The sequence below is a fragment of the Lentiprolixibacter aurantiacus genome (assembly GCF_026241225.1).
In the GTDB taxonomy this organism is placed as follows: Bacteria; Bacteroidota; Bacteroidia; order Flavobacteriales; family Flavobacteriaceae; genus Lentiprolixibacter; species Lentiprolixibacter aurantiacus.
Window position 1 is genome coordinate 534,119 of record NZ_JAPFQP010000001.1, and the last position, 26,245, is coordinate 560,363.

Consider the following 26,245-nt stretch of genomic DNA (forward strand, 5'->3'; position numbering starts at 1 on the left):
TCCGAGATTATGTTTAAAGATATATTCCTGTTTGAATTGAAATATCGGTTCAAGCGCCCGGCCACATGGAGCTATTTCGGGCTCCTGATACTGGTTCCCATGCTCCTTATTGGGTTTGGGAATACCCCGGCTTCTGAAAAGGTATTCCATAACGCCCCAATAGTTGTAGCAGAATTGCTTCTGCTGGTCTCCATTTTTGGAATCCTGATCACATCAGCGGTAATGGGTGTGCCCATCTACCGGGACCTGGAACACAAAACAAGCAACTATTTATTCAGTTATCCCATCTCCAAAACAGCCTACTTTATGGGCCGTTTCTGGGGGTCTTTTGTTACCCTTTTGTTTATTTCCTCAGGTGCTTTGCTGGGGGTGTATCTGGGAAGCCTTCTGGGACCTGCTTTTGGTACCGAGGCAACACGATACGGGCCCAACCTGCTCGTGAATTATTTTCTACCCTGGTTTACCCTGCTTGTACCCAACCTCTGGCTGGCCGGATGTCTGTTTTTTGCATTGATTATTTTCACTCGCAATATCCGTTCCATCTATTCCGGAGGTATTGTTGTATTTATCGTTTATCTGCTGTCGAATTTCCTGGCACAGGATATTGAAAACAAGGAGCTGGTACAGTTGCTGGATCCCTTTGGGCTCAACTCTTTTAGTTATCAGACCCGCTACCTCACCCCCTTTGAACAAAACAGTTTTTTGCTTCCATTTGAGGGAAATTTAATGTGGAACCGAATCCTGTGGTCTGGCGTGGGGCTAGCCTTCTTCATCGCCGGATACTGGCGGTTTAGCTTTGAACGATTCTTCAAGACCGATCGCAAAACAAAAAAATCAAAAACAGAAGAAGAGGCTTTACAAGATGATAAAAAGGTTTCTGTTGTAGTCGATTTTGCTAAAGGTTACCAGTGGGCCAGCCTGAAAACACTGGCTGGCATTGAGGTGAGAAACATTCTAAAAGATATTTATTTCAGGTCTATTCTTTTAGGTGGACTAATCTTCCTTATCCTGGATTTCTGGATCGGTATTACATTATATAGTGTGCCCAATATGCCCTCCACTTCATTCCTGATGCAGTACAAGACCTTCGATTACAACCTGTTTGTCTTTATCATCATTGTATTCTTCACGGGTGAAAGCCTGCACCGGGATAAATCTACCGGCTACTCCGTAATTAACGACACCTTTCCAGTGCGCGATTGGGTGATCATTGCCTCCAAGTTCATCGGAATTGCAGCGATCTGCCTGGCCCTGACCACCCTGCCCATTATTGTGGGGATCATTGTACAGACGCTCAAAGGATATTTTAATTACGACCTTGGGGTATACCTTACGGACAGCTACCTCATCTCCCTGCCGGACTACCTGCAAATGGTAATGCTGGTATTCGCCGTGCACCTGGTAGCCAATAACAAGTTTGCCGGGCATGCCGCCGCCATTGGTATCTGGCTGGTTATCCTGATCCTGCAGAATTTTGCAGATTACAATTTCAACCTGTTCTTTTACAGCTACAAACCTGGCTACACCTGGAGCGACATGAACGGGCTCGGCCACTTTGGTCAATCGCTCTTCTGGTACAACCTCTACTGGACCGCCTGGGGCATCTTCCTGGTCCTGTTCTTCAGTGTTTTCTACAGCCGGGGAAGCGAAAGCAACTTTAAAAGTCGCATCAGGAAGTCCTTAAACCGCATCTGGCGTGGCCCGGTAAAGCTCTCCTTACTATTTCTGGCAATAGCAATAGGTTCCGGGGCATATATTTATAGTAATGTGGTTTACAAGAACAATTATCTAACCCCGGATGAGGGAACGGAACGTACGGTGGCCTATGAAAAGCAACTCAAAAAGTATGAGGGAATCCCGCAACCCAAGTATACTAAGGTCAATATCAAGGCAGACCTGTACCCCATGGAACGGGATGCGTACTTTGAGGCCCAGGTTGAAATGGTCAACAAAACGGACTCGCCCATAGATTCCATACATTTTAATTCTACCGCACTGAGTGATTTTAAGGTTATCCTGAATGGAGACACCCTGAAACACCGTTTTCCCCTGGTCTACAAGAAACCTAAATTTCAGGTGTTTGGCGAGAAACCTCAGCGCGAATGGTATAAGATCACTGCTTTACCAAAGACTATGATGCCTGGTGATACCTTGAACTTGACTATTGTGAGCGAGGTTATCAATACCGGTTTCCCAAATTCAGGGTTTGGCAGGGAACTGGTATACAATGGTAGCTTTTTTAGTGGGGGAATACCGGAAATGGGTTACGATTCCGGTTCTGAGATCAACTCGGATGAAGAACGCAGAAAATACGACCTCCCTGAAAAACCGGAGGACCTGCCCCCTCATGACGACCCCAAAGGACAAAGGACGCTGTTGTTTGTTGATGATGCCGATCTGGTCCAATTTGAAGCGGTGGTCAGTACTATCCCATCGCAAATTGCCGTGGCACCGGGGTACCTGCAAAAGGAAGAGATTATAGATGGCCGAAGGTATTTCCATTATAAACAGGATACCCCCATACAATGCTTCTTTACCTTTGTTTCGGCCGAATACGAGGTGCTGGAGGATGAGGCAGTGCTGCCAGACGGACAAAAGGTGGCTATTGAAATATTCCACCACCCTGATCATACTTATAATCTGGACCGGTTCCTGCAATCTTACAAGGATGGGCTTACTTATTTTTCAGAGACCTACGGTAATTTCCAGTTCAGGCAAATGCGACTGTTGGAATTCCCCAGGTATGCCGGGTTTGCACAATCCTTTCCCAATACCGTTCCCTTTTCGGAGAGTTTTGGCTGGGTAGCCGATTTTTCGGATCCGAATGATTTTGATTATGTGTACTATGTTACCGCCCACGAACTGGCCCATCAGTGGTGGGGTCACCAAATAACACCTAATAATACCAGAGGATCCAATCTGACCTCCGAAGCGCTGGCTGAGTTTTCGGCCCTTATCCTGTCCGAAAGGCGCTATGGGAAAGACAATATGAAGCGTTTCCTTAAGGACGAACTGGACGATTACCTCAGGGGAAGGTCCAATGAAGGCAAGAAGGAAAATGTATTCATCAACTGCAACCGTCCCTACCAATGGTATAACAAGGGCAGCCTTATCCTCTATGGACTTCGCGACCTGATTGGGGAGCAGGCCATGGACTCTGCCCTGTACAAGTTCAACCGGGATTTCGGGCTCAGGGAGGAACCTCCTTTTCCAGGCAGCTCAGACCTGTACCGCTACCTGAAGGAAGCTACACCAGACAGCCTGCAATATTACCTGGACGATACCTGGAACAAGATCACCCTGTACGATAACCGCGCGGAAAGTGTGGAGGCCAAAAAGCTAAGTAATGGGGAGTACGAGATCACCCTTAAGATCCAATCCCAAAAACGCTATGCTGACGAGACCGGTAAAGAGTCAGATGCCTCCTATAAAGCCGATTATATTGACATCGGGGTTTTTGCTGCGGATGATACGGATGAATATGGCCGTACGCGTGTAAATCCGCTTTATCTTGAAAAGCACCTGATCAAACCCGGGGAATCTACTATCACAATCCGCGTGAAGGGAGAGCCGGAGAAAGCGGGAATTGACCCTTACAACAAGCTTATAGACCGTATCCCGGATGACAATACTCAGGATGTCGATATAGGCTAAGCCTTATAACAATAATAGAGAAAATAGGAGCGCTCGGATATGATATCCGAGCGCTCCTTTTCATATCCTAAGTAGATACTCCTCCACGTTAACTTTAATTTCTTTGGGATTAGTAAACGACTAAAATAGCATATCTGAGGCGTCTATGTATTGTATGAAAGCAGCGATAATCCTTGTAACATATCATAGGTTTAAATCGTTTTCATTTCAAACAAACCACCATGAAAACCAAACAACTCCTGTCTCTGGGTTGGATTACTGCCCTTTTGTTTATTACCGGAACCTTTATTCTGGGGAGCCTGGTCCGCGATTATAGTTTTGTCGCCCAGACAGTAAGCGAAATTGGGCAGCAAGGATCTCCACAGGAACTAAGCTGGCAAATATTCAGTATACTGATTGGGCTTTTGATTATCCTTTTTTCTTTTGGACTGATTGCTTTTGCCAGACGAAACAATTGGTCCGTAATTCCCGCGATATTCGTTTTGTTTGCGGGGCTTTCGCAATTCGGGACTGCGCTTTTTCCCTCTCCGCATCCATTACACAACGTGTTCGGGCTATCCATGACCATAGGATATTTTTCGCCTTTGGTATTTGGGCTGCCCTGGAAGAACAAATTAGGCGGTTCCTTTAGGGGTTATTCGTTACTCGCTTTTGGGTTGATTATGATTGGAATATTTCTAAACCTATCACCCCTCTTTGCACACGATTTGTATCCCCTTGAATACTACGGGTTAGTTCAGCGGTTTTTGCTATTTACCTTCTACCTGTACCTGGGTTATGTAGGCGTTGTAGCATCCAAAAGGCCTTAACAATGCACATGCCGTTAACAACTTGAGGGTGTTTGTATTATTTTTTTACTATTTTTCTTGCTAGAAGGGTACTTTAGACCAACCAACCTTCGGAATCAGAATGAAGATAGATTCCATCATTAACTTCCTTCTGGTAGCAGGGGCCGTACAGGGCTTTCTGTTCAATTTTGTCACACTTACGATTCGCAGAAAGCACGGTCCGGCAATTATTTACCTTAACCTCGTAGTGCTGTTTATTTCCCTCAATAACTTGCAGGCCTGGCTGCCGGAAGCAGGGTACAGTAGTGGGAGTTATTTTATAAAACAGTTAATCGTCCCCTGGTACCTTTTAGTTTTTCCCTGTTTTTACAGTTTTGTGAGACATTTCCTAGGTATTCAGGACAAAATAAAAGGGTATGTGAAGATTGCGTTTATACTCTTTGCGGTACAAGTCCTCATAAGATCTATTCTCATCTTTTGGGTTATGCAATCCAATGAACCCGATCCGGATGCTATTATAGAAAAGTTCAATGTGCTGGAAGAACTGGTTAATATCATTTTTTCGCTATATGTTTTTGTTTTAGCATTTATCCTGATGTTCCGCAAAACAGCTCTGTATAAGGAAATACTTGATTATGACGATGTGCGCTGGATCAAGATATTTTTATTCCTTGGTATTGCCATTGCCTTATTGTGGAGCTTAGGGCTTACTTTACGTGCAATTAAAGGATTTGAAGATGGTGCCATTTACTACCCCTTGCGCCTGGCCACATCCCTCTTACTCTATTGGATAAGCTACCAGGGCTTGTATCGCTATACCCTTGTACAGGATAGGGTACAAGTCCGAAGAGGTATTCGCTCTAACAAGAAGCGAGCTGTACCAACGACCCAAATTTCCAATTCCAGCCTTGAAGAAAAACACGCCCGCGATTATGAATCTGTCAGGGACTATATTCTTTCTTCACAGCAATTTCTGGATCCCCTCTTCAGCCTGAAGAAACTGGCAGAAGAATTTAAGGTAAGTCCCGGGCACCTTTCCAGGCTGATCAATAAATACGGGAACAAAAATTTTACCGATTTTATCAATGAATTTCGGGTGGAACAGGCCAAAAAAATCATCCGTGACCCTGATTTTCAAAACTACACCATTGTTGCCATAGGCCTGGAATGCGGCTTTAATTCCAAGTCTACTTTTTATTCTGCATTTAAGAAGTTCACCTCCCAAAGTCCTTCGGAGTACAAAAGCCAGGGATAGGCCCCCATATACATATCCCGGATACACAAATTTTGTCTGAAAATTTGCCTGGCGCATCTTTTCGGACATTCCTTCTGTTTCTTGAAATTAAGTTTGAATAACTAAAACCATCCAACCCATGGAAGCAAACAATAAACCCCCTTTCTTCAGAAGACATCGCCATGTTATTGCTTTTAATCCTTTCATGAGCATCTCTGTTAGTCTGTCACAAATCCCTGATAAAACAATAACAGTTACGTCAGATTTCAAATCCGAGGTATCTGTAGCCTGCAAAGGCACATAATAATGATCCCATAGAAGGTGTAAACAATTAAATAATCAGAGTCTTAAATTTTAGAATTATGGAAACAATCCTAATACGCATCAAGCCATTTACATTTCTGCTTTCTGCCTTAATCTTGCTTTCAACCACGGTCTGCGCCCAATCCACTCCCAAAGAACCAAAACCCTATATGGCCCGGGTCTTGCTCAACTCTGGTGAGAAGGTAAAAGGGATATTGCATTCGGCCACAGACGATTCCATCTTCCTGGAAGATCCCAAAACGAAGGTTCAAACAACAGTTGCTCCGGAGCAGGTAGCGTGGATAAAAGTTCGCCGCAAAGGCAGGTTAGGCCGGGGGGCTCTGATTGGAGGAGTTTCCGGGGGCTTGCTGGCCGGCCTTACCGTTAACTGGTGGGACAACGAAGTTGATGAAAATTTAGGCATTGATGTCCCTGATAACGAGACCGTGCTCCCGGCTATTTTAGTAGGTGCTGCCAGCGGTGCTGCAATAGGTGGGCTGATTGCCTCCAAAAGCGATAAATTCTATATCAATGGCAATCGTGAGGTCTATTTATCAACACTCCCGGGTATTCAATCATACTGTCTGGTCAAAGTTAAAGGCAACTAAAAGATAGGTCAGATATCATATCCGACCTATCTGTGACGAAATCCGTCATGTTTCACATTCTTTAGGTGACATTTATCACCTTTCAGGCCGTTGAAATTTCCCAATTTTGTAAGGTTAAACCAACACCATAAATCATGGGAAAGCATAGCTACTCCTGGAAGACCATTATTCTGGTGTGTCTTTTATTTGCCTTACTTCCTTCTCTTAACGCACAAGAAAAGCCTCCTCAAAAAAATACAGAACCCCACAGTATCCTGGATAGCGACCGGGAGGTTACCCATGGGAGTTTGCACAACCTGAAGGAGTTGTTTGGACTGGGGACTATAACCGGCCACCTTCGCAATTACTTTATGTCTACCCTCAACGAGGGGAGCCTTACCGATTATTACGCAAATGCCATTGGCGGGGCTATGCGTTTTAGGTCGCACGAGTTTTACAATTTTGAATTTGGAGCTGCCGGTATCTTTACCTATAAAGCCTTTTCATCGGACCTGAACGAGGTTGATCCGGTAACCGGTGAATTTTCCAAGTGGGAACACGAATTATTCGATGTGCTGGACTTCGATAATTTTAACGACCTGGACCGATTGGAGGAATTGTATGTCCGCTATAACCTTGACCACGGATTTATCACCTATGGAAAGATGGAGATTGAAGAAACTCCCCTGATGAACCGGCAGGATGGCAGGATGAAACCTTTCGCATTTAAAGGCCTCTGGTTTCATTATGCTCTGGCCGATAACCACCATCTGCACGCCACCTGGATCGACAGGATTTCACCCCGCAGTACGGTAGAATGGTTTGATTTTAAAGAAGGTATCGGGTTATCGAATCAGGGCTTCCAGCCTGATGGCACTGAAGCCGAATACCATGAAGCACTTGAATCGGATGGCCTGGCCATGCTGGGATATCAGACCCATTATAAGGATTTCAGCCTGGAATTTTACCAGTGGTACATCCATCATCTTTCCCATACCTCCTGGATAGGTTTGGAATACGAGGGGGAACAATGGAAACTGGGTATTCAATACACCATTCAGTTTCCTGACGGCTTCCAGAAGGAACTGGAATATGAACAACGCTATATGCAACCCGGAGAGCAGGGCCAGGTATTAAGCGGTATGGTACAGTACTCCAGCGCTGACTGGGATCTCTGGGTTGCTTACACACACGCTTTTGACAGTGGCCGTTTCCTCTTCCCCAGGGAACTTGGAAGGGACCATTTCTATACGTCCCTTGCACGCTCCCGGCTGGAAGGATTTGGAAATACGGATGTACTTACACTGGGAACCACCTATCATTTTGGTCACGACCATTTTACCGGCGGCCTGGCATATACCCGCCTTTTTGGTCCTGAAACAGATTCCTTTGAATTCAATAAATACAACCTGGATTCCTACCAGCAGTTCAATTTCCACCTGGATTATGGTTTTACTGGTTTTTTAGACGGACTTCATATAAGCCTGCTCTATGTATACAAGAATAACCTCAATAACACAGATCCCGAAGCTATCTTCAACCGCAGCAATTACCACCAGGTGAATTTTATAACCAATTTTGATTTCTAAGGCTGCAAAAGACAGGGTTTTCCTAAGTTCCTGTATTTCCCCTGAATTATTCGTCCAGGCATTTGAAAATGCCTAGCTTTGTACCCATTTTAATTGAAAATCAGATAGATAAAAATAATTATGAGTAAAGTAAAGGCAAATGACACCATACAGGTTCATTACACAGGCAAACTAACTAACGGACAGGTATTTGACAGTACGGAAGAAAGAGGGCCGCTTAAGGTCACGCTCGGGCAGGGAAGCCTGATCCCGGGTTTTGAAAATGGACTGGTGGATATGACGCTGAATGAGAAGAAAACCATAACCATACCAAAGGAAGAAGCCTATGGTGAGGTGCGCAAAGAATTATTTCAAGCCATCAAAAATGAAGAACTGCCCGAGACCATTAAGCCCGAAGTAGGCATGGGTCTTGTTGCACGGGGACAGGACGGATCAGAGCAACAACTTCGGGTAGCCGAGGTAAATGAAGACCATATTGTGGTAGACGCCAACCACCCCCTGGCAGGACATGACCTGGTTTTTGACCTGCAGGTAGTTGAAATTGAATAAAATAGCCCTTGTTAAAATTTAAAAATTCAGAAAAGAGACCGCCTAAAAGCGGTCTTTTTTTTACAAATACTTCGGACTTCAAATACAAAGTATCTGGTATCTATTGTTCTAGTTTTTTAAAGCTATAATCCGCTTCTCCCTGAAAACCCCTCCTTTTTAACGCCATGTAGAATTCTCCGTCTTCCGGATTTACTTGAAAGACCAGGTTGCTTGGAAATTCTTCAACAGCAAACACATTATCCCCCAGATAATGCAATTGTGCGGGTATGCCTCCAAAAAACGGGTTGACCGTCAGGGTCCCATTTTCTTCAGTAACCTGGACTTGTGCGTTGTATAGTACATGCTGGTAACTGCCTGTAACCTTATTAAGCAAGGAGGCCGGAATGGAGTCCCTTACATCCAGATCCAGTGGCTTATGCCAGCCATGCGACGCTACTATACTATTCCGGAGCTGGTCCAGAACGGGGATGCGAATACCATTGGGGCCATTGCCGAAAAAGACCATGCCATTTCCCCCTTCCATGGTCCCATAGACATAACCTCCTGTTCCTGTATTGGCACCGCCATGCGAGAACCATTCGCGGTTACCAAATCCGTGAAATCGCTCCCAGGCAAGACCGGAGCCTCCCAGGGTTTTAACGGTTATGATATTAGTAACGCGTTTAGCTACTTCCCGGCTGATCACTTCAGTTTTCTGCCCGTCCAGCGCCTTCTGCATTTCGATCATAAACAGGGCCATGTCTTTAGGGGTAGACCACATGCCTGAAGGGGCTACCTGCGGAGTTATAGGAATACCTGTTCTGATAAGCTTGCCCTCTTCATCATGGGCCCTGGCTACGTTTTGCGGAAAGCCCTCCTCATTGGGTTGTTTCATGGTGGTGCGACTCATTCCCAGCGGAATAAAGAGGCGTTCTGCAGCCAAATCCGCAAGTGATTTTCCAAGGTGGTCTTCAACAGCCATTTGGACAATTACATACCCGCCTCCACTATATTGCCAGGTGGTTCCCGGTTTAAAAACCACACTTATTTCCTCCTTGTACCTGGGCAGTTTTCCCTGAAGGCTTTCAACCAAAGTAGGAATGGTATCTCCTTCGTAAAAATCGGCAAAGCCGTGCTGGGTTGTCCCTGCCATATGGCTTAGCAAATGTTCCAGGGTTACCGGGACCTCTTTGGTGAAATCATTTTCAGGAAGCTTCCACCTCTTTAAATAGTTGTTTACGGGCACGTTAAGGTCCATAAGCCCCTCCTCTTCTAACATGGCAAGCAAAGTAGCAGTTACGCCCTTGGAAATAGATGCAGTGGAAAAAGCGGTCTCCAGATTCACGGAATCCGCAGTTCCGGTTTCCTTGAACCCCCAGCTGTCTGCCCAAATTACCTCATAATCTTCAAAGACTGCCACACTAAGTCCTTTAAGCCCCCGGGCAACCAGAAATTCCTCAACGGACTTTACTGTACTGTCCCGGGAAATAAGTCCATTGATGGCCATTTCCTTTTTTTGGTCAATCTCAGTCCCGTTGTCCTCCTTACAACCCGACGGGAAGATCAAAACAACGATTATGAGGCTTAAGGCCTTTGCCAAAGCTCGTCTCATGTTTTTTATAAGTTAGGTGTTACTTAAAAATGACGAGGTAAGCCAAATTATGTAACAAGATGAATAGATGTACCCCATTAGATATCTGACGTACTTGTACCTGTCAACACCCTGCTGTAACATATCCAAAATATTATTGTCTTTATCCCGAAAACAATATCTAACCAATTCCATTCATATCATGAAACCTTTTTTATCCAGCTCACCCAGGGTCCTCTCATTGATAGGGCTATTTGTGTTTATGTGCTTTAAATTATCAGCCCAGCCTAATTATCCCAGGACTCCCCAGGAAGCAAAGCTTGTTTCCACAGACCTGGCCCATTTTGTAGAGGCCTACGAGGCGCTTGCAACTAATACGGATACCCTCGAGGTATTACAGACGCTTTATTTTGACCGGGGTACCCCCGGCCTGAAAGAATTTATCAATCGTCACCAATTGACACCGGAGCTGATGCGCGACGCCATGCGGGATGCCCCTGAGCGATACGCCCTGCTTCCGGAATTCATGGCGAACATCAGTCAGGTTGAGGCCTTATACCCTGAACTCATGCAGGACTTCGGAAAAGTGCTTCCTGCCGCTATGTACCCTCCAACCTATCTGCTTGTAGGGGCCAACCGGGGAATCGGACAGGCTTCCCTGCAAGGACAACTGATCACGGTAACCCGGGTGGCTGACAAATTGCCCGTATTGCGTAAACTGATTGTGCATGAGTTGTCCCATTTCCAGCAAGCCATGACTATGGGCGGCCAGCAATACGCGGCGCTTTATTCCACCCCTGACAATATGCTGGGACTCTGCCTCAGGGAGGGTGGCGCAGAATTTATTACCTCCCTGGTGGTTGCGGATATTACCCAGAAATCTGCGTTGGAGTACCTGGAAAAAGAAGAGAAACAGCTTAAAGAACGCTTTGTGGAAGACCTTAAGTCACAATCCAAAGACTATTGGCTTTGGGGTTCTCTTGAACAACCAGATCAGCCGAAACTGCTGGGTTATGTTATGGGATATAAGATTTGTGAAGCCTACTATAAAGGCGCCGGGGACAAAGCCACTGCTCTGCAGGATATCCTGAAGATGGATAATGCCCGGAGTTTTCTTGAAAAGAGTCACTACTTCGATAGCAATTAACAGGGCAAGGCTATTGGGAGTACTTCCTGACATTCAACTGTCACTTATTTAAAGACAGATTGTTGTGATTATTTTTCTTTTGCAAAAACAAGGCTCCCCGGTGTTTTCTTTTATCAAACTAATTCGTCATATAATGGTATGAAAATGCCAGTGGTTGTCTTAAAACCACTGGCATTTTTCCGAGGGTATGCGATCAGTTACCCTTGGTGTTCTGCTGATACATGCATGCCTTATGCCCGGGTATTATCAGGCATTCACAACATTAGGTTTTTGCCTTTTTGAAATAGTTCTTCTTCTCATGAACAGTTTCAACAAAGCTTCCAGGACAATAAAGCTTGACAATATAAGAGCCGTATAAGGCAGCAGGTCACCGATACGATTATAGATGGTATTTATCCCTTTCATGGGAACGTTAACCATTAACGTTTTCTCTTCGGAGCTGTAAAAATCCGTGCTCCCCAGTAAATTTCCATAGGGGTCCGTTGCAATGGAAGTTGCACGGGATACCGGCCTTACCACAGAGACCCCGTTTTCTATCCCTCTCAGGCTCGACATATAGGCGTGATATGGATCAATCGCCTTCCAGTCTCCCGATGGCACCAAAAGGATGTCGGTTCCAATTTGATTGGTTTGCCTTAAAAAGCCGGGGAAATCGGCATCGTAACAAATTACGGGTGAGAGCTTTCCATACGGGCTCTCTATGGCTGGTATTATATCATCAGACCCATATTCCTGTTCAGCAAAGGGCACCGGGTTACTTTTCAAGTAGGTATTTGCCAGTTCTCCCTCCGGGGTCAGGGTGATGGTTTTGTTGACTAAGAGCAACCTGTCCGGACTGTAGGGCCCGGGGTTGATTACTCCCAGGGATGCAAACAGATAGATCTGCTTCTCCCTGGCTAGCATTTTTGCCCTTTCAATAACTGCGTCTTCCTGATTACTCAGGGTTAAACCGATTGCCTCGGACCAAACGATAATCTTGGCACCCTGGTCTGCCAGGCGGGATGTTTTGCTAAAGAGCAGATCCAGGTTGGCTTCTATTGCCTTCCTCGAATTTGTAAACCGGTCTGCAAAAGGGTCTTCAATAAACGGGACCATCGCCCTGCTTGCTTCCTGCAGTTCAGGAGATGTTTGAGAAATATCCGGATGGATTTCAATTGTTTTACCAAACGCATCGTGATACATGGTCATTGTAATATTGCTATTGTCAATGGTAACACCCGCAACCTTCACCGTTTCGGATGTATTGTAATCTGCCTGTGATATCCTGATGACACCGAATGCCAGCACGAGAACATACACGGCCCCTGCGATCAAGCTCCCCGTCCTAATATGTGACCATTTCCATTGATGTGTGGTCATCCAGTTTACCAGAGAGGCAAACCAGGCTATCAGGAAAGAAATTCCCCAAATTCCAAAAACAGAAGCGATTTGTTGAATGGCAGGAAACTGATATTGGGTGTTGGCAATGGAACTCCAGACATCTCCACTCTGTAAGGAATTAAGGTATTCAAGGGCAACAAAGGCTGATGGAAAAATAAGTGTCCCAACAAAACCCCTTTCCCCAGCATTGCTTATCCTGTCTATCAGATAGGGAATAAGTGATTTTGCCGAAATTATCAGGAGGATAATTATAAGTACGGGCAGTGGGGCCGGAAACACCTCATTGACGCCGACATAACCCGAAAAAAGAAAGGCCAGAAAACCAAATACCAGGGCCTTCCATAATTTGACGTTTCGCATAAAATACAGGAAAAATACTAGGCCAAACCATGGGCCCAGGAATACAGTCCATTTCGCGGAACCGAGAACCATAAAGAACATACCCAGGACTAAAGCCAGGTAGGGATTCGATAAATAACGTTTTATTGTTTTCATGATATGATGATTTTCCATCAAAGTAATGGTATGCGCAAGCCAAAGTCGACTGATTACATGAAGTCGAACCCTTTAAATGCGTTCGACATTCCATGTAAAAAATCGAACCTCTGAAAACCTCAGGAAAATTGGGATTTATAGGCCGTTGGAGTATTTCCGGTATACTTCTTAAAGGCTGTATTGAAACTGGACTTGGAATTGAACCCTACGGCATACATAACTTCCAGAACGGTAAGTTTGCTATCCGTGGATTCCCGAAACCTTCTCTTTGCTTCCTCGATCCTGTAAGAATTGATCAAGTCAAAGAATGATTTTCCCAGTTCCGCATTGATGAGGATGGAAAGCTGCCGCGGAGAGACATTTAGTTGGGCGGCCAGGTCATTCAGGGTAAGTTCTGCCTCCAGGTATGGTTTGTTTTGGGTAAGATGCTGGTTTAGCTTATGCAATAGTGATTTGCTCTCCTCTGTATTATTTTCGGTGCCTGTACTTTTCCCCTGAGCGCCGAGGAAAATCTCGTTCTGGTGCAGGCCTTTCAGCAACACACTACTGATAAAAAACAATAACCCGACCAGCCCAAATACAATAGCCCCCTGGTCAAGTCGGATCAACTGGCTATGCCTGAGTATGTTGGCCAGCGTACTTGCCAGCATGGCAATAATAAAAACATTCACGAAAAAGGTCAGCCAATTCAGGTTGATTTTGTCCAGGTTGGAAAACTGCTGTACAATTGTTTCCCTGTAGTTTTTTATTATGATCCTTATGGCTAACAGGTATGAAAGTTCATAAACAAACCCGAAGACTGAAATCATGATGGTACTAAGGTCTTTGCCTTCGCTGACATCTTCCAACACCCTTTGCTGCATTTCCGGGCTCTGGTTGTAATAAAAGATATACAATAACAGCAAGGCAATAAAAAATGGTAAAGTATGTAGCAGATGAATCCATTTGAGCCTGAAATTTTTATTGGTCAGTGATTGAGTGTACAGTAAAAGCAATGGAGCGTGTAAGATAACCAGGCTGTTTAGGAACAGGGCATATTGGGTTTTGGATTCAAAATACCCTGAAATAAGAAAATAGTAATCCAGCAAACCCGCACCCAGACTCAGAAAGAAAAAAGCGAGAAGGTAATTGCTAAGTCTACTGCCCTTCCTGGAATAGAAAAGAAAAAAACTGACAAAAAACAGCTGGAAAAGTACCAGCAGGGTTAATATTTCAAAAATTTCCTGCATTACAAACAGCTGTATTAAACATGACCTCAGTCTAAAGGTATAAAATACTATCGCTTCTCAAGTTCACTTAACAGGAACCATCGGAAATTTCCAAATTAATCCAATACAGGATACCGTATTTGCTATTCCTTAAGCTGCAGCTAATGCAAATCTGGTTCATAACTCTGAGATAACCCCTATATTTATAAACATAAGATTGTCCTGGCTGTATCCCGTTATGAAGAAACTCCTTAAAATTATCCTACTCCTTACAGGGGTCTATCTCCTTCTTATGATTCCCCTGCCTCAAAAGGAAAGGGAATTGCAAAAAGCATCAAAAAGCGCATTTTTATGGGATCAGGATGCCCTGTGGAACCAACTGGAAAGGGCTTTTCTGGAAGGAAGGAAGATGCCTGCCGCCGTCCTGGACTCTTTGGTACTGGAAATGACGCAGGAAATGGACAGCTTGCTGCTAGCCAATAATGGCGACGCCATTACCCCCGGGGATGTTTTTTATCCTACTATAGAAAACAAATTTTTTCAGGTTGCTCCCCTGATTGCGGCACAACAAAATAGAACAGGATGGTATATCAATTTCTATAACCAGCTAAGAGAAAAACTAAAAGAAGACACGGTGCATTGGGACATAAATACCCCTGCGGCACGTCAGATGTCCTATCGCATCCTGTATGGGATCCGGGCTGCGGTGGAAGAAATAATGTTGCAATCTCCTGAGGAAGCATTCGTATCTACCATGCATGTTCATGAAGAACCTTCTGCCGCTCCTCAAGCGAATATCCTGGGGATAACAGTGCATAGCGGCGATCTTCTGGTTAGCCGGGGAGGGGCAGAAGTCTCTGCCTTTATTTCCAGGGGAAATGACTTCCCTGGGAACTTTTCGCATGTTGCCCTGGTTTACGTAAACGAGGAAACCCATGAACCCTTTTTTGTGGAAGCGCATATTGAAAAGGGAGTTGCCATAGCTACCAAGGAAGAATACCTGAAAGACAAAAAACTGCGGTTTATGGTGATGCGGCCCAGGGCAGACCTTCCGGAATTGAAAGCCAATCCTTTGCTCCCCCACGATGCTGCTCGCTATATGTACAAGGAATCCATTGCCAGGCATATCCCATACGACTTCAAGATGGACTATTTTGATTCGTCGGCCATGTTTTGTTCCGAAGTGGGGTCCTATGCTTACAAACAACAAGGAATACAATTATGGGAGTTTACCTCAACCATTTCCTCAGAAGGAATAATGGACTGGCTGCATAGTTTTGGGGTAGAGCATTTTGTAACCCAGATGCCGTCAGACCTGGAATATGACCCCATGCTGAGCGTTGTAGGGGAATGGAGGGACAGGGAAACCTTGTTCAAAGATCACCTGGACAATGCGGTAATGGATGCGCTTATCGAACGTGCCAACGCAGGGGAAAAGCTCGGTTACAATATCTGGCTGCTTCCCGTTGCAAGGGTAATTAAGGCCTATTCCTTTTTGCTTACCTCCATCGGAAAAGAAGGAGTAATCCCTGAAGGAATGCCAGCAACCGTTGCATTGAAAAACAACGATTTTGTAGCGCGGTTTCAGGCGCTTAAGTCTAAAACACTTTCGAAAGCAGAGGACTTTCAGAAGGAAAAAGGGTACACCCCGCCTTATTGGCAACTGGTAAGTTTTGCAGAGTCGAGTTTGGTTGATAAATAAAAGCATATAGCTATTCAATAAACTAAGTAATATGAGAAATACACTTACCCTCGTTTTATTGCTTTTGTTATGCAACCTTGTAAGTGTGAGTGCCCAGGCAAAGGTTGAGTTATTAGCAGACAATCAAAATTCACTTTCCATTCTGGGCAATTGGGAAATTGATCTCCGGCCTTCCCCGGACGCCCAGCCCTACTTACAGGAATTCCAGGTAAGGGAGATTGAAGGAAATACTTTTGAGGGGTTGTTCTACGGGAGCCCCATAAAGCAGTCAAAGCTCAACCGAAACTGGGACCGACTCTATTTTGCCTTCACCACGAGCGATCAGAACCACAATTACTATCATTCGGGCTACCTTCTCGAGGGTAAACTTTACGGGTTAAGCTATTGTCCGGGAAGGGAGTTTGTACAGCCCTGGACAGGGGTAGCAAAATAAAGACAGATTTTGCGGATTTAAAATCTGAGGCATCTGAGCCTAAAGGCTGGCTAACTTTTTGCCAAATGCATCCACCTTTTCCCAGTTGGTAAATTCCTTTACCGTCTTTGGGTCCGTTGGACCTTTGGTCATCCACATGATCAGGCGGATCATAGTACGGTCAAAAAACGAATACCTGGGATAATCCAGCATGCCTGCAAAGGTCTCAGCAATATCAGGACGCCAGCTTATCTTTTTGAAGAACTTCACCACATAAGGGTTGGTTTCCGGGCTGCTTTTTTCCGGTTTACGGGCCACCAGGTTTACCGAAAAGAAAGCCGTTTTTTTGGATTCCAGTTCCTGCTGCCGGGTATTGATCAATTCAGTGATTTTTTTGTCGTGTACTCCATAACGAATACTGGCCCCTATGATAACCCGGTCATAACCCGATAAGTCCCCGTCAAATGCCTCGATATTGACAAGTTCCACTGGCTGGTCTTTCTCTGAAAGTATCTTTTGCAGCCTTTCACAGATTTTACCAGTATGTCCATCAACAGTGGCGTAAATGATCAGGGTGTTTTTACTCATAGCAGTTCCGGATTAATTCTTTTGTTGACGTTGAGCAGGCCTAAACTACTATTTTTGGATTATTCACACAAAGGGAACCGGACAATATTCTGTTCATAAATAACCCCTGTCCCTTCAATAAACAGAATGCGATCCTTAGCTTTGCGCCAAAACAAACCCATGAAGAACATAACTGGTATCCTGTTTCTCAGCCTACTTTCTTATGCAGTTTCAGCACAGGAACTAAAGCAATCGGAAATCGATTCCCTGATGTCCCTGGATTTTCAGGAGTTTGACCAGGACATGCAGGGGGGCTGGCGCTATTACGGAAATAAAATGCAGTTTGACCTGGCAGCTTCCCTGATCAAAACCTACCTGGAGCAGCACCCTGAAATAAAGAAAAACGAAGCTGAAGTTATGCGCTGGCATGCAGGACAGATGTATGCCATGGCAGGGGAGAACGAATTGGCTATACCACTAATGGAATCCTCCCGAAAAGAAGAAGACTTAATGAGGTGGAACGAATACCTGGACGCCACCGTGGCCTTTTTAAAAAAGGATCGCAAGACCTTCGATGAAAACATAAAAGCAGTGGCTTCATTTGCCAATAACCCCAACCTGAGACTTCTTAAGATCCTGGAAGCCAATTTTGACAAAAGCTATCGGGAAGCGCTTATGGCAGCGATGAAAAAATAAAGTCCTTTCAGGCCTTAATAAAGATACCCCGGATATGATGTCCGGGGTATCTTTATTTTTCATATTTTCAGGACTGACAATTAATAAGAACTATTAAGAACTAAAAATCAACCTGACATGGACATTAAGAAATCACTTATCAACCTCCTGATTAGCCTAATTCTATCACCAATTGTGGTTTACATCATTTTATTTGCAGCCAGGGCAACGGGCGCTTCCTATGAAATGTCACATGGAGAAACCTTTATGATCTGGCTCCTAATGGCTATTGTGATCAGGCTTTCTATTCAGAATAAGGAATAGGAATTTTCTTAAAATAACAACGTATGGATAAAAGAACCTTTCTCAAGACCTCGGGACTGGGCGCTCTGGGTTTTTCCCTACTACCCTCTGCCTTAAAGGCTATGGGTCAGGAAGCTAAACTGCGCACAGCTCACATAGGCGTGGGCAATATGGGGTTTGAAGACCTCAGGGATGTGGCTTCCCACCCCCAGGTACAAGTTGCAGCCCTCTGTGATGTAGATGCGATCAACCTCGCAAAGGCCCACAAAATACACCCTGGGGCCCGCATCTTTTTCGATTACCGGGTGATGCTGGAAGAAATGAAAGACGAGATCGATGCGGTCATCGTTTCTACCCCGGACCATACCCATGCACCCGCTTCAATAATGGCGATGGAAATGGGTAAAAACGTCTACTGCCAGAAACCCCTCACACACTACGTGGCGGAATCTCGCGCCATGAAAAAAATGGCTGCCGAAAAGCAACTGGTGACCCAAATGGGGATTCAGGTACATTCCTTCTACGATTATAAGCTGGCTACACTTTTAATCCAGGATGGGATAATTGGCAAGGTACATACCGTACATGCCTGGAGTCCCAAGGATTGGGGATACGATGGTCCACCTCCTGAAGGTGAAGATCCCGTTCCCGATAGCCTGGACTGGAACTTATGGCTGGGTACCTCAGCCAAGCGACCCTATAAAGAAGGCTATTACCACCCAGGCAACTGGCGGAAACTGATGGATTATGGCTGTGGCACTTTGGGGGATATGGGTGTTCATATCTTTGATACGCCTTATAATGCCCTTGAATTAGACGTGCCCCTGACCATCAAAAACGACTGCCGTGAGCCTAATGGTTTTGGCTTTCCAGTAAACAATACGGTAACCTATGAGTTTCCTGGAACACCTTATACGGATAAGACCTTAAAATGGATTTGGTACGATGGCCCGGGTATGCCGCCGACCCATGAAGATCTTGTTTTGCCTGGGCAGGATAGTGGCAATGCAAAAAAAAGAGCGGCAGTAAAAACGGACATTTCTTTAGATGCCAGAACAGCTGCCATGAACGAATTGCCAGAGCAGGGCGCCATGTTTGTAGGCAGTAAAGGTCGTTTGCTCCTTCCTCATTTTATGCAACTGCCCCGTAAAATTGTACGTGGAAAATATGTAGACATCTCCAGGGATATTGCCAAGCATAATCTGGGCGAGCCCGTCCGCAATTATGCAACAGAAGGACCTAAACATTACCACCAATTTGTTGATGCCTGCCTGGGTAAAGACAAGTGTAGTGCCCCGTTCAGCTATTCGGCACGACTTACCGAAACGATTTTACTGGGGGTAATTGCAGGTCGATTCCCAGGAAAGACATTGCATTGGGATGCCGAAGCAGCACAATTTGCCGAAGAAGAGGCGAATAAATTTTTAAGTGGTGATTACCGGGAATTTTAAAATTAATAATCCCATGAAAAATGAATAGGCAATACTGTGCATTTTTGGTAATATTCATCCTCATCCTTTCAGGATGCAGGGAATCAAGGCCAATTGGCGAAATGAAGTTTCCAGAAGGCAGCGTGCAGCATGTTGTGCGTGCCGGTGAAATCAAATGGACCCCCTGCCCACCCAATTTGCCCTCGGATTGTGAACTGGCTGTTTTGGAAGGGAGCCCTAAAAACCCTGATTTCTTCTCTGTTCGCTTCAGGCTTGGCGGTAAATTTGTGATGCCACCTCATACACATCCCAAAGATGAGCGGGTAACCATACTGCAGGGTAATGCCTATGTGGCATTCGGAGAGAGAGGAACACGTGAAAATGCAAAACAGTTTGGGCCGGGGGATTACTACGTAAATGCCAGGGGGGCTATCCATTCAGTTTGGGCAGACTCCGCAACCGTTATCCAGATAAGCGGGATAGGGCCCTGGGAAGTGGACTTCCTGGAAAAATAAGCCCATGCTGCGCTTCTTCCGGCAAATACGTCAACGTCTCCTTGCGGACAATAAACTTAGCAAGTACCTCTTGTATGCCATCGGGGAGATTTTTCTGGTCGTGATTGGGATATTGATTGCCTTGCAGGTCAACAACTGGAATGAAGAACGCAAGGAGTTCCGGCAGGCCCTAAGCCTACTTGGTAATTTAAAGGATGAATTGCAGCAGGACAGCCTCCATTTCAGGAATGTTTTTACCGCCGAGAAAACCCTTTTCCTCCCGTCGGCACAGCGGCTCTTCAATGCACACCGGGGATTCTATAACCCCAGTCCCGGGGACAGCCTCCTCGGCCAAGCTTTCCGTTTTGCAACCTTTACCCCCAATATCAAATATTCAGACAATGCCTACCGGCGACTACTGACCACAGACCTTCTGGATGCCCTGGAGGATTCTGATTCCCTGAGATTGAAATTACTCGAATACTATGGGCAGATCGACTTCCTGAACCTCTATGCGGAACAGACCTTAGGTATCATCAATGATTTATCACGGGAGCTGGCTCCCTACCACTTGGTTATTCCTGCTACAAATCCGGACGGGCGGGATATCTCCAGTTTCTCAGGAGCCGGGGAAGAATACTTTAAGGCAGAATATGACCTGGAGGCATTTCGAAAGAATCCAGCCCTGAATCCCAAGCTTTTTGATATGATCGACATCCACAAAGACCGCCTCGGGGGTCTTGAAATTATCCGAAAGCTCAATGCTGATCTTCTGCAAATCCTGTCCTCCATAGACTGAAAGCATCTCTCAAAAAAGAAATTGAGCCTCTTCCTCTTTCTTTTCCCATATCCCTTAAAACGCTTTTTAAGCTGTAGGGATAGGCGGATACCATGGCCCCATACTCCCAATGCTCTGGTGAAATGACTATCTTTAAATACGTCCGCCCTGTTATAACCAACCAAATTCCACAAACATGAAAGACATCAAGTTAAACCTTCGCATTATTTATTCTGCTATTATCATATCGGTATTCTGTTTTCAGCTTCATGCCCAGGATAGTCCTTCCGGGGAAGAATCTGCGGCTATAGCAAGTTCATATAACCTTACCCTGCAACATACGACCCTGGTTGTTAGCAATTTTGAAGCAAGCAGAGAGTTCTACACCAAAATTCTTGGCCTTAAAGATTTAAATGCGGATTGGTTACCTGAAAATCAAATGTTTATTTCGCTTGGAAACAATCTGGAGCTGCATGTTGGGGAAGTTCCGGGAGTAGAAATAAAGCCCAGTACTTTTAATCATTTCGCAATATCCACCAATGATTTGGATGCCTATTTAAAGCATTTGAATTCCCATGGTGTGATACACTCTTCCTTAGGGGGTGGTGAAAAAAAATACATTCAAAAAAGACCTGATGGGGTAAGTCAGACATTTATCCAGGATCCCGATGGGTATTGGATTGAAATCAACGATGCAAATTAATTTTCTTATTGGAAAGACGATAATAAGGCTGCCCCGGATATTATATCCGGGCTAGCCTTTTTTAGTAAGAAGCAACTTCATTCGTACCCTTGTAAAAATCCAGTAGCTTTACCCTGAGCAGGTATTCATATTTGGCGTTATTTAAATTAACCCGGGCAGTTTCCAGATTATTTTTGGCAATAATATAGCTCACACTGTTATCAACACCATTGATAAACCGTATTTCATTGATTCGCATGGATTCCTGGTAGGCTTCATTTTGAGATTGCAAGATCTGATATCGCTCGTATGCAGCAGCCATGTCCTTGTACGTCTGTTCAATTGCGGTGCGTAATTGTAACTTAATACGATCCAGATTTACCCTAGATTCTTCTTTCTTAATCTTTTGAAGAACCACATTGTTCCTTGCCTGAAACCCATTAAAAATAGGGATATTCACCTGAATACCTACAGTTGAAAACAAATTGTTCTCAAATTGGTCCCGATAGGATATTTGTTCCGAATCGAAGCTCGATTCCTCCGTTAAAACGGGATACGTTGTCCCGGAAATATCTACAAAATCTCCCGTCTCAACAATGCTTGTACCTGTTTCATTGAAAATTTGGGCCACACTGGAATAGTTGGTGTTGAGGTTGGCAAAAAAGCTAATCTCGGGGACGTAACCTGCCCTGGTAACTGCTACCTGTTTCTCAGAGGCTTCTAACCTGAATTCCCCGGCCTTTACCGAAGCCATATTCTCAAGGGCCAGCTGGTAAACCTCCTCAAGTGAATCCCCGTATTGCACAAAGTCCAATGGTATATCAATTAATTCAACATCCAGTTCTTCCCCGGTGTTCAACAATTCTTTTAGTGCCGTTAAAGCATCCTCATAGTTGTTTTTGGCAGTAATCAAATTGGATTCATCGTTTGACCTCAAGCCTTGAAAGTCCCGATATTCTGCCGGATTTCCCATTTCTTCTTCAAACATTGATGCCAATCGCTCTAATTGACCATTGGTCGACTCAAGTCGGCTTTTAGCAATGTTATACAGGTCCTTTGTGTTAACCACCTGTAAATAGGCCAGGGTAACGTTCAGGATCAGATTATTCCGGGCATCCTCCTTTTCCATCTGCGCGGCCTGCCAGTTGAGTTTCTCCATCCGCCACTGATTTAACAGACGAAAACCGTTAAACACTGTAGCATCAAGGCTTAAGCCCGCATTTGAGAAGGTCAGCTTCTCATTAATGTAGGTGTTGGTAAACGGGTTGATACTCCGCCCTGCGGCATTACCAATGTTATAATTGCCGTTTAACCTGGGTAATAATTCGTTACGACTTTGCTTGAAATTTACTTCTGCCGTTTCCGTGCTCAGTTTGGCCAGGGAAAGATCCAGGTTGTTTGCCAAAGCCATATCAATACACTCCTGCAAACTATAGGTTGGAACTTGGCTCTGTCCTCTAGCCATAGAAAATTGAAGGGATAATAACAGGAATAATATTATATGTCTCATGAGAATCCTATTTAATCGATTACTCTGTCCTTAAGCTTTTTACCGGGTTAGATATAGCAGCGCGGACTGCCTGGAAGCTCAGCGTAAACAAGGCCACAACCAGTGCTATGAAACCAACTCCAGCGAATATCCACCAATCCAGGCTGATGCGGTAGGCAAAATTCTGCAACCACTTGCTCATAAACCACCAGGCAATAGGAGTGGCAATAACGAAGGCTATCAGAACCAGTTTTACAAAGTCCTTGGATAGCATTTTTACAATGTTTGAAACTGAAGCACCAAGGACCTTTCGCACCCCAATCTCCTTTGTGCGTTGCTCCGCTATATAAGTAGCAAGGCCTAACAGACCAAGACAGGCAATGATTATTGCTAAAATGGCGAAGGTTACCGCAACGCTCCCAACCCTTTGCTCCTGCCGATACATTTTATCAAATGATTCGTCCATGAAAGAATAGTTAAAAGGCATTCCCGGAGCCACAGCACTGTATTTTTCCTTAATGGTTTCTACTAATCCTGCTACGTCATCTGTATTAAACCTGTACGCAGACACCCAACTGTTATTATCCAGCCTGAAGCTCAGGGCACCCACATTTTGCTTGAGGGACTGATAATTGAAATTCTTAACTACACCAATAATATTGAATGTAGTTAGCTCACCGCTCTGGGTCATTCCATACAGATTTTTACCTACAGGGTCATCAAATCCAGCCAGTTTCGCAGCCGTCTCATTAATGACTATAGCAGTTGAATCCGAACCAAATTCCCTGGAAAAGAAGCGACCGCCTTCCAGTATTTCCATGCCCATGTTTTCCAGGTAGTCGTAATCCACTGCCCAGGTTTGCATATTAAAAGAATTAGTATCCGTAATAACGGTTTCGGTTGAAAATACGGTATCACTTCGTGATGAACCAGATACCGGTAAAAACCCCGCAAAAGAGGCGGAAATCACATCGGTCAATTGCCCAATTTCCTCCAGGAGAGATCCTCTTGTCTCTGAGGGGATACCGGTATTGTTAACCACCAGTACCTGTTCTTTATTAAATCCTAATTCTGCCTTTTGAATATGATTCAGCTGCCTGTAAATTACTGCAGTACCTACAATGAGGATTATGGAAGTAGTGAACTGAAAGATAACCAGGAAGTTCCTCAGATAATTCTTCTTGTGGCCCGTTCCCAGCTTACCTTTTAATACACTAATGGGTTGGAATGACGACATGAAGAAGGCAGGGTAGATTCCTGCAAAGATTCCGACTATAAAAGGGAACAGCAGTAAGAACACTATAAAATTGGTACTCAAAAGAGCATCCATCACCATTTCCTTACCGGAAATATCATTGAACCATCCCAAGGTCAGTTTTACAAATATCAACCCGATAATGAGGGCGAAAATCGATATGAGTGTGGACTCCGTAAGGAACTGATAAATCAATGACTTCTTTTCCGAACCCAGCACCTTGCGTATTCCAACTTCTTTGGCCCTCCCAGACGATCTGGCGGTGGTAAGGTTCATGAAATTGATACAGGCCAATATCAATATAAACAACGCCACAGCCGAAAAAATATATACATACTGGATGTTGCCATTGGCGTCCAATTCTACGCCGCGATCAGAACGAAGGTGGATGTCCGTCATTGGGAACAAGCTATAGGCCAAATAGTTGCCCGCCTTTTCAAACTCTTCCATGCTGCTAACCTGCATGAACTGTGCTGCCTGGGGCAAGATATATTTGTCTATTACCTCAGGGAAATTCTCATTAAATGCTTTATAGTCTGTTCCCGGACGCAAGACCACATAGGTGTGGAAGTTATGGCTCAGGTAACTGCCAAACGGATATTGCACATTGTCCATAGAAAAAAAGAAGTCGTACCGAAAATGCGAATTCCTGGGCATGTCCTCCATTACGGCGGTCACTTCGTAAAGTGTTCGTGTATTGTCATCAGTATCCAGAAACCCGCCAATCGCGTCTTGTGCACTGCCAAAGTAGCGTATAGCCGCTGACTCTGAGATGACTACAGTGTTAGGCTCATTTAAGGCTGTTTTCTTATTCCCCAAAATAATCTTGAAAGTAAAGACGTCAAACAGAGTCGAATCTGCATGGGTTACCCTGTTTTCTTCTATATATTCACTTCCTTTTTTGATAAGCTTTGCCCCTGAAGAAGAATATAGCCTTACGTATTGTTCAACTTCCGGATAATCATTCTTGAGTGTTTCCCCCATAGGATCAGCACTTACAGCCATAGATAGTTCTGTGCCGCCAAATATGGCGTCAGAATTAATTCGGTAAATTCTATCGGCTTTTTCGTGGTATTTGTCATAGCTCAATTCATCAGATACAAACATCATAATGACAATAAAACACCCAATCCCCAATGAGAGGCCAATAATATTGATGGCAGTAAACCCTTTGTTTTTCAAAAGGTTCCTCCATGCTATTTTTATATAATTTTTAAACATGACTTATGCGTTTTCGAATTGATGATTGTATTAGGCTAGTACGTTTTCGGTTACCTTCTGACCGTCCAGCATGCGGATGATACGATGGCTGTACTTTGCATCATGTTCGCTGTGGGTAACCATAATAATGGTGGTCCCCCCCTCGTTCAGTTCCGTCAGCAGATCCATTACTTCATTACCATTGCTGCTGTCCAGGTTACCTGTAGGCTCATCGGCAAGGATAAGCGTGGGGTTGTTTACCACGGCCCTGGCAACAGCTACCCGTTGCTGTTGTCCACCCGATAACTGCTGAGGGAAGTGCTTCCTCCTGTGCATGATCTGCATTTTCTCCAGGACTTCCTCAACCCGTTTTTTGCGTTCAGCGGGTTTTACGCCAGTGTAGATTAAAGGAAGTTCAACATTTTCGTACACCGTAAGTTCATCGATAAGGTTAAAGCTCTGGAAAACAAAACCAATGTTGTGCTTCCTCAAATTGGCCCGTTTGCGTTCGTTGTAGTTGGACACCTCGTGTCCTTTGAATTCATAGCTGCCCCCGTCGCAGTCATCCAGCATCCCTATAATGTTTAACAGGGTAGATTTTCCGCATCCGGAAGGACCCATTATGGCAACAAATTCACCCTCGTTAACAGAGAAGGACAGCTTATTCAGCGCTATAGTACGCACCTCGTCAGTGCTGTAGTACTTTTCAAGATCTTTGATTGTTATCATTTTTTGATTGTTTTAGTTTTTGATT

The 26,245-nt window shown here is 44.7% G+C and carries 22 protein-coding genes; 15 read left to right on the forward strand and 7 right to left on the reverse strand.

Going from position 1 to position 26,245, the window contains the following annotated elements; genetic code table 11:
• The first annotated feature begins 9 nt into the window (after positions 1 to 9).
• From OO016_RS02400 to OO016_RS02425, 6 genes are all read left to right on the forward strand, one after another.
• A complete protein-coding gene (locus tag OO016_RS02400; protein WP_266010519.1) occupies positions 10 to 3,654 on the forward strand; it encodes an ABC transporter permease/M1 family aminopeptidase in 3,645 nt (1,214 codons plus the stop codon).
• A gap of 221 nt (positions 3,655 to 3,875) precedes the next feature.
• A complete protein-coding gene (locus OO016_RS02405) occupies positions 3,876 to 4,463 on the forward strand; it encodes a DUF998 domain-containing protein (protein WP_266010521.1) in 588 nt (195 codons plus the stop codon).
• 100 nt (positions 4,464 to 4,563) lie between these two features.
• Positions 4,564 to 5,697 carry a helix-turn-helix domain-containing protein gene (locus OO016_RS02410; RefSeq protein WP_266010523.1) on the forward strand — a complete coding sequence of 378 codons (1,134 nt, stop codon included), beginning with the start codon at positions 4,564 to 4,566 and terminating at the stop codon, positions 5,695 to 5,697.
• A gap of 341 nt (positions 5,698 to 6,038) precedes the next feature.
• Entirely contained in the window at positions 6,039 to 6,587 is a 549-nt protein-coding gene (locus OO016_RS02415; RefSeq protein ID WP_266010525.1) for a hypothetical protein, read from the forward strand.
• A 134-nt stretch (positions 6,588 to 6,721) separates the two neighbouring features.
• Positions 6,722 to 8,155: a hypothetical protein gene (locus OO016_RS02420; protein ID WP_266010526.1), complete on the forward strand. Its 1,434-nt coding sequence runs from the start codon at positions 6,722 to 6,724 to the stop codon at positions 8,153 to 8,155.
• A 120-nt stretch (positions 8,156 to 8,275) separates the two neighbouring features.
• Positions 8,276 to 8,704 (forward strand): FKBP-type peptidyl-prolyl cis-trans isomerase, encoded by a 429-nt coding sequence (locus tag OO016_RS02425; RefSeq protein WP_266010528.1) that lies wholly within the window; start codon positions 8,276 to 8,278, stop codon positions 8,702 to 8,704.
• A 100-nt stretch (positions 8,705 to 8,804) separates the two neighbouring features.
• Here OO016_RS02425 and OO016_RS02430 read toward each other — a convergent pair whose 3' ends face one another.
• The gene (locus OO016_RS02430; protein ID WP_266010530.1) at positions 8,805 to 10,295 is read right to left on the reverse strand and encodes a serine hydrolase domain-containing protein; all 1,491 of its coding nucleotides are present in this window, start codon (positions 10,293 to 10,295) and stop codon (positions 8,805 to 8,807) included.
• Positions 10,296 to 10,476: 181 nt separating this feature from the next.
• Between OO016_RS02430 and OO016_RS02435 the strand changes: the two genes are divergently transcribed.
• Complete coding sequence (locus OO016_RS02435; RefSeq protein ID WP_266010532.1) at positions 10,477 to 11,421, forward strand: DUF2268 domain-containing putative Zn-dependent protease; 945 nt, start codon at positions 10,477 to 10,479, stop codon at positions 11,419 to 11,421.
• Between the two features lie 246 nt (positions 11,422 to 11,667).
• Here OO016_RS02435 and OO016_RS02440 read toward each other — a convergent pair whose 3' ends face one another.
• Both OO016_RS02440 and OO016_RS02445 read right to left on the reverse strand, forming a co-directional pair.
• Complete coding sequence (locus tag OO016_RS02440; RefSeq protein WP_266010534.1) at positions 11,668 to 13,296, reverse strand: nitrilase-related carbon-nitrogen hydrolase; 1,629 nt, start codon at positions 13,294 to 13,296, stop codon at positions 11,668 to 11,670.
• A gap of 119 nt (positions 13,297 to 13,415) precedes the next feature.
• Positions 13,416 to 14,525, reverse strand: a complete 1,110-nt coding sequence (locus tag OO016_RS02445) for a helix-turn-helix domain-containing protein (protein WP_266010535.1) — start codon at positions 14,523 to 14,525, stop codon at positions 13,416 to 13,418.
• 217 nt (positions 14,526 to 14,742) lie between these two features.
• Here OO016_RS02445 and OO016_RS02450 point away from each other — a divergent pair, with 217 nt between their 5' ends.
• Both OO016_RS02450 and OO016_RS02455 read left to right on the forward strand, forming a co-directional pair.
• Positions 14,743 to 16,206, forward strand: coding sequence for a YiiX/YebB-like N1pC/P60 family cysteine hydrolase (locus OO016_RS02450; RefSeq protein ID WP_266010537.1), 1,464 nt, complete (start codon positions 14,743 to 14,745; stop codon positions 16,204 to 16,206).
• A gap of 31 nt (positions 16,207 to 16,237) precedes the next feature.
• On the forward strand, positions 16,238 to 16,639 hold the full coding sequence (locus OO016_RS02455) for a hypothetical protein (RefSeq protein ID WP_266010539.1): 402 nt from the start codon (positions 16,238 to 16,240) through the stop codon (positions 16,637 to 16,639).
• Positions 16,640 to 16,678: 39 nt separating this feature from the next.
• Here the strand turns inward: OO016_RS02455 and hemG are convergent, their stop codons facing one another.
• The gene (hemG, locus tag OO016_RS02460) at positions 16,679 to 17,206 is read right to left on the reverse strand and encodes a menaquinone-dependent protoporphyrinogen IX dehydrogenase (RefSeq protein ID WP_266010541.1); all 528 of its coding nucleotides are present in this window, start codon (positions 17,204 to 17,206) and stop codon (positions 16,679 to 16,681) included.
• Positions 17,207 to 17,365: 159 nt separating this feature from the next.
• Here hemG and OO016_RS02465 point away from each other — a divergent pair, with 159 nt between their 5' ends.
• From OO016_RS02465 to OO016_RS02490, 6 genes are all read left to right on the forward strand, one after another.
• Positions 17,366 to 17,881, forward strand: a complete 516-nt coding sequence (locus OO016_RS02465) for a hypothetical protein (protein ID WP_266010543.1) — start codon at positions 17,366 to 17,368, stop codon at positions 17,879 to 17,881.
• Between the two features lie 117 nt (positions 17,882 to 17,998).
• Positions 17,999 to 18,184, forward strand: a complete 186-nt coding sequence (locus OO016_RS02470; protein ID WP_266010545.1) for a hypothetical protein — start codon at positions 17,999 to 18,001, stop codon at positions 18,182 to 18,184.
• Positions 18,185 to 18,207: 23 nt separating this feature from the next.
• Complete coding sequence (locus OO016_RS02475; protein ID WP_266010547.1) at positions 18,208 to 19,614, forward strand: Gfo/Idh/MocA family protein; 1,407 nt, start codon at positions 18,208 to 18,210, stop codon at positions 19,612 to 19,614.
• Between the two features lie 20 nt (positions 19,615 to 19,634).
• Positions 19,635 to 20,108 carry a cupin domain-containing protein gene (locus tag OO016_RS02480; RefSeq protein ID WP_266010549.1) on the forward strand — a complete coding sequence of 158 codons (474 nt, stop codon included), beginning with the start codon at positions 19,635 to 19,637 and terminating at the stop codon, positions 20,106 to 20,108.
• Between the two features lie 4 nt (positions 20,109 to 20,112).
• Complete coding sequence (locus OO016_RS02485; RefSeq protein WP_266010551.1) at positions 20,113 to 20,886, forward strand: DUF6090 family protein; 774 nt, start codon at positions 20,113 to 20,115, stop codon at positions 20,884 to 20,886.
• Between the two features lie 175 nt (positions 20,887 to 21,061).
• The gene (locus tag OO016_RS02490) at positions 21,062 to 21,568 is read left to right on the forward strand and encodes a VOC family protein (protein WP_266010552.1); all 507 of its coding nucleotides are present in this window, start codon (positions 21,062 to 21,064) and stop codon (positions 21,566 to 21,568) included.
• A 61-nt stretch (positions 21,569 to 21,629) separates the two neighbouring features.
• Here OO016_RS02490 and OO016_RS02495 read toward each other — a convergent pair whose 3' ends face one another.
• The 3 genes from OO016_RS02495 to OO016_RS02505 are packed head-to-tail and all read right to left on the reverse strand — an operon-like array spanning position 21,630 to position 26,220.
• Positions 21,630 to 23,057 carry a TolC family protein gene (locus tag OO016_RS02495; RefSeq protein ID WP_266010553.1) on the reverse strand — a complete coding sequence of 476 codons (1,428 nt, stop codon included), beginning with the start codon at positions 23,055 to 23,057 and terminating at the stop codon, positions 21,630 to 21,632.
• Positions 23,058 to 23,076: 19 nt separating this feature from the next.
• Positions 23,077 to 25,512, reverse strand: a complete 2,436-nt coding sequence (locus OO016_RS02500) for an ABC transporter permease (RefSeq protein ID WP_266010554.1) — start codon at positions 25,510 to 25,512, stop codon at positions 23,077 to 23,079.
• A gap of 30 nt (positions 25,513 to 25,542) precedes the next feature.
• On the reverse strand, positions 25,543 to 26,220 hold the full coding sequence (locus OO016_RS02505; RefSeq protein WP_266010556.1) for an ABC transporter ATP-binding protein: 678 nt from the start codon (positions 26,218 to 26,220) through the stop codon (positions 25,543 to 25,545).
• Positions 26,221 to 26,245: the final 25 nt, after the last annotated feature.

Bases quoted from the DNA above. Each gene is read 5' to 3' on its own strand.
- OO016_RS02400 (WP_266010519.1), top strand. From the start codon at position 10: ATGTTTAAAGATATATTCCTGTTTGAATTGAAATATCGGTTCAAGCGC.
- OO016_RS02405 (WP_266010521.1), top strand. From the start codon at position 3,876: ATGAAAACCAAACAACTCCTGTCTCTGGGTTGGATTACTGCCCTTTTG.
- OO016_RS02410 (WP_266010523.1), top strand. From the start codon at position 4,564: ATGAAGATAGATTCCATCATTAACTTCCTTCTGGTAGCAGGGGCCGTA.
- OO016_RS02415 (WP_266010525.1), top strand. From the start codon at position 6,039: ATGGAAACAATCCTAATACGCATCAAGCCATTTACATTTCTGCTTTCT.
- OO016_RS02420 (WP_266010526.1), top strand. From the start codon at position 6,722: ATGGGAAAGCATAGCTACTCCTGGAAGACCATTATTCTGGTGTGTCTT.
- OO016_RS02425 (WP_266010528.1), top strand. From the start codon at position 8,276: ATGAGTAAAGTAAAGGCAAATGACACCATACAGGTTCATTACACAGGC.
- OO016_RS02430 (WP_266010530.1), bottom strand. From the start codon at position 10,295: ATGAGACGAGCTTTGGCAAAGGCCTTAAGCCTCATAATCGTTGTTTTG.
- OO016_RS02435 (WP_266010532.1), top strand. From the start codon at position 10,477: ATGAAACCTTTTTTATCCAGCTCACCCAGGGTCCTCTCATTGATAGGG.
- OO016_RS02440 (WP_266010534.1), bottom strand. From the start codon at position 13,296: ATGAAAACAATAAAACGTTATTTATCGAATCCCTACCTGGCTTTAGTC.
- OO016_RS02445 (WP_266010535.1), bottom strand. From the start codon at position 14,525: ATGCAGGAAATTTTTGAAATATTAACCCTGCTGGTACTTTTCCAGCTG.
- OO016_RS02450 (WP_266010537.1), top strand. From the start codon at position 14,743: ATGAAGAAACTCCTTAAAATTATCCTACTCCTTACAGGGGTCTATCTC.
- OO016_RS02455 (WP_266010539.1), top strand. From the start codon at position 16,238: ATGAGAAATACACTTACCCTCGTTTTATTGCTTTTGTTATGCAACCTT.
- hemG (WP_266010541.1), bottom strand. From the start codon at position 17,206: ATGAGTAAAAACACCCTGATCATTTACGCCACTGTTGATGGACATACT.
- OO016_RS02465 (WP_266010543.1), top strand. From the start codon at position 17,366: ATGAAGAACATAACTGGTATCCTGTTTCTCAGCCTACTTTCTTATGCA.
- OO016_RS02470 (WP_266010545.1), top strand. From the start codon at position 17,999: ATGGACATTAAGAAATCACTTATCAACCTCCTGATTAGCCTAATTCTA.
- OO016_RS02475 (WP_266010547.1), top strand. From the start codon at position 18,208: ATGGATAAAAGAACCTTTCTCAAGACCTCGGGACTGGGCGCTCTGGGT.
- OO016_RS02480 (WP_266010549.1), top strand. From the start codon at position 19,635: ATGAATAGGCAATACTGTGCATTTTTGGTAATATTCATCCTCATCCTT.
- OO016_RS02485 (WP_266010551.1), top strand. From the start codon at position 20,113: ATGCTGCGCTTCTTCCGGCAAATACGTCAACGTCTCCTTGCGGACAAT.
- OO016_RS02490 (WP_266010552.1), top strand. From the start codon at position 21,062: ATGAAAGACATCAAGTTAAACCTTCGCATTATTTATTCTGCTATTATC.
- OO016_RS02495 (WP_266010553.1), bottom strand. From the start codon at position 23,057: ATGAGACATATAATATTATTCCTGTTATTATCCCTTCAATTTTCTATG.
- OO016_RS02500 (WP_266010554.1), bottom strand. From the start codon at position 25,512: ATGTTTAAAAATTATATAAAAATAGCATGGAGGAACCTTTTGAAAAAC.
- OO016_RS02505 (WP_266010556.1), bottom strand. From the start codon at position 26,220: ATGATAACAATCAAAGATCTTGAAAAGTACTACAGCACTGACGAGGTG.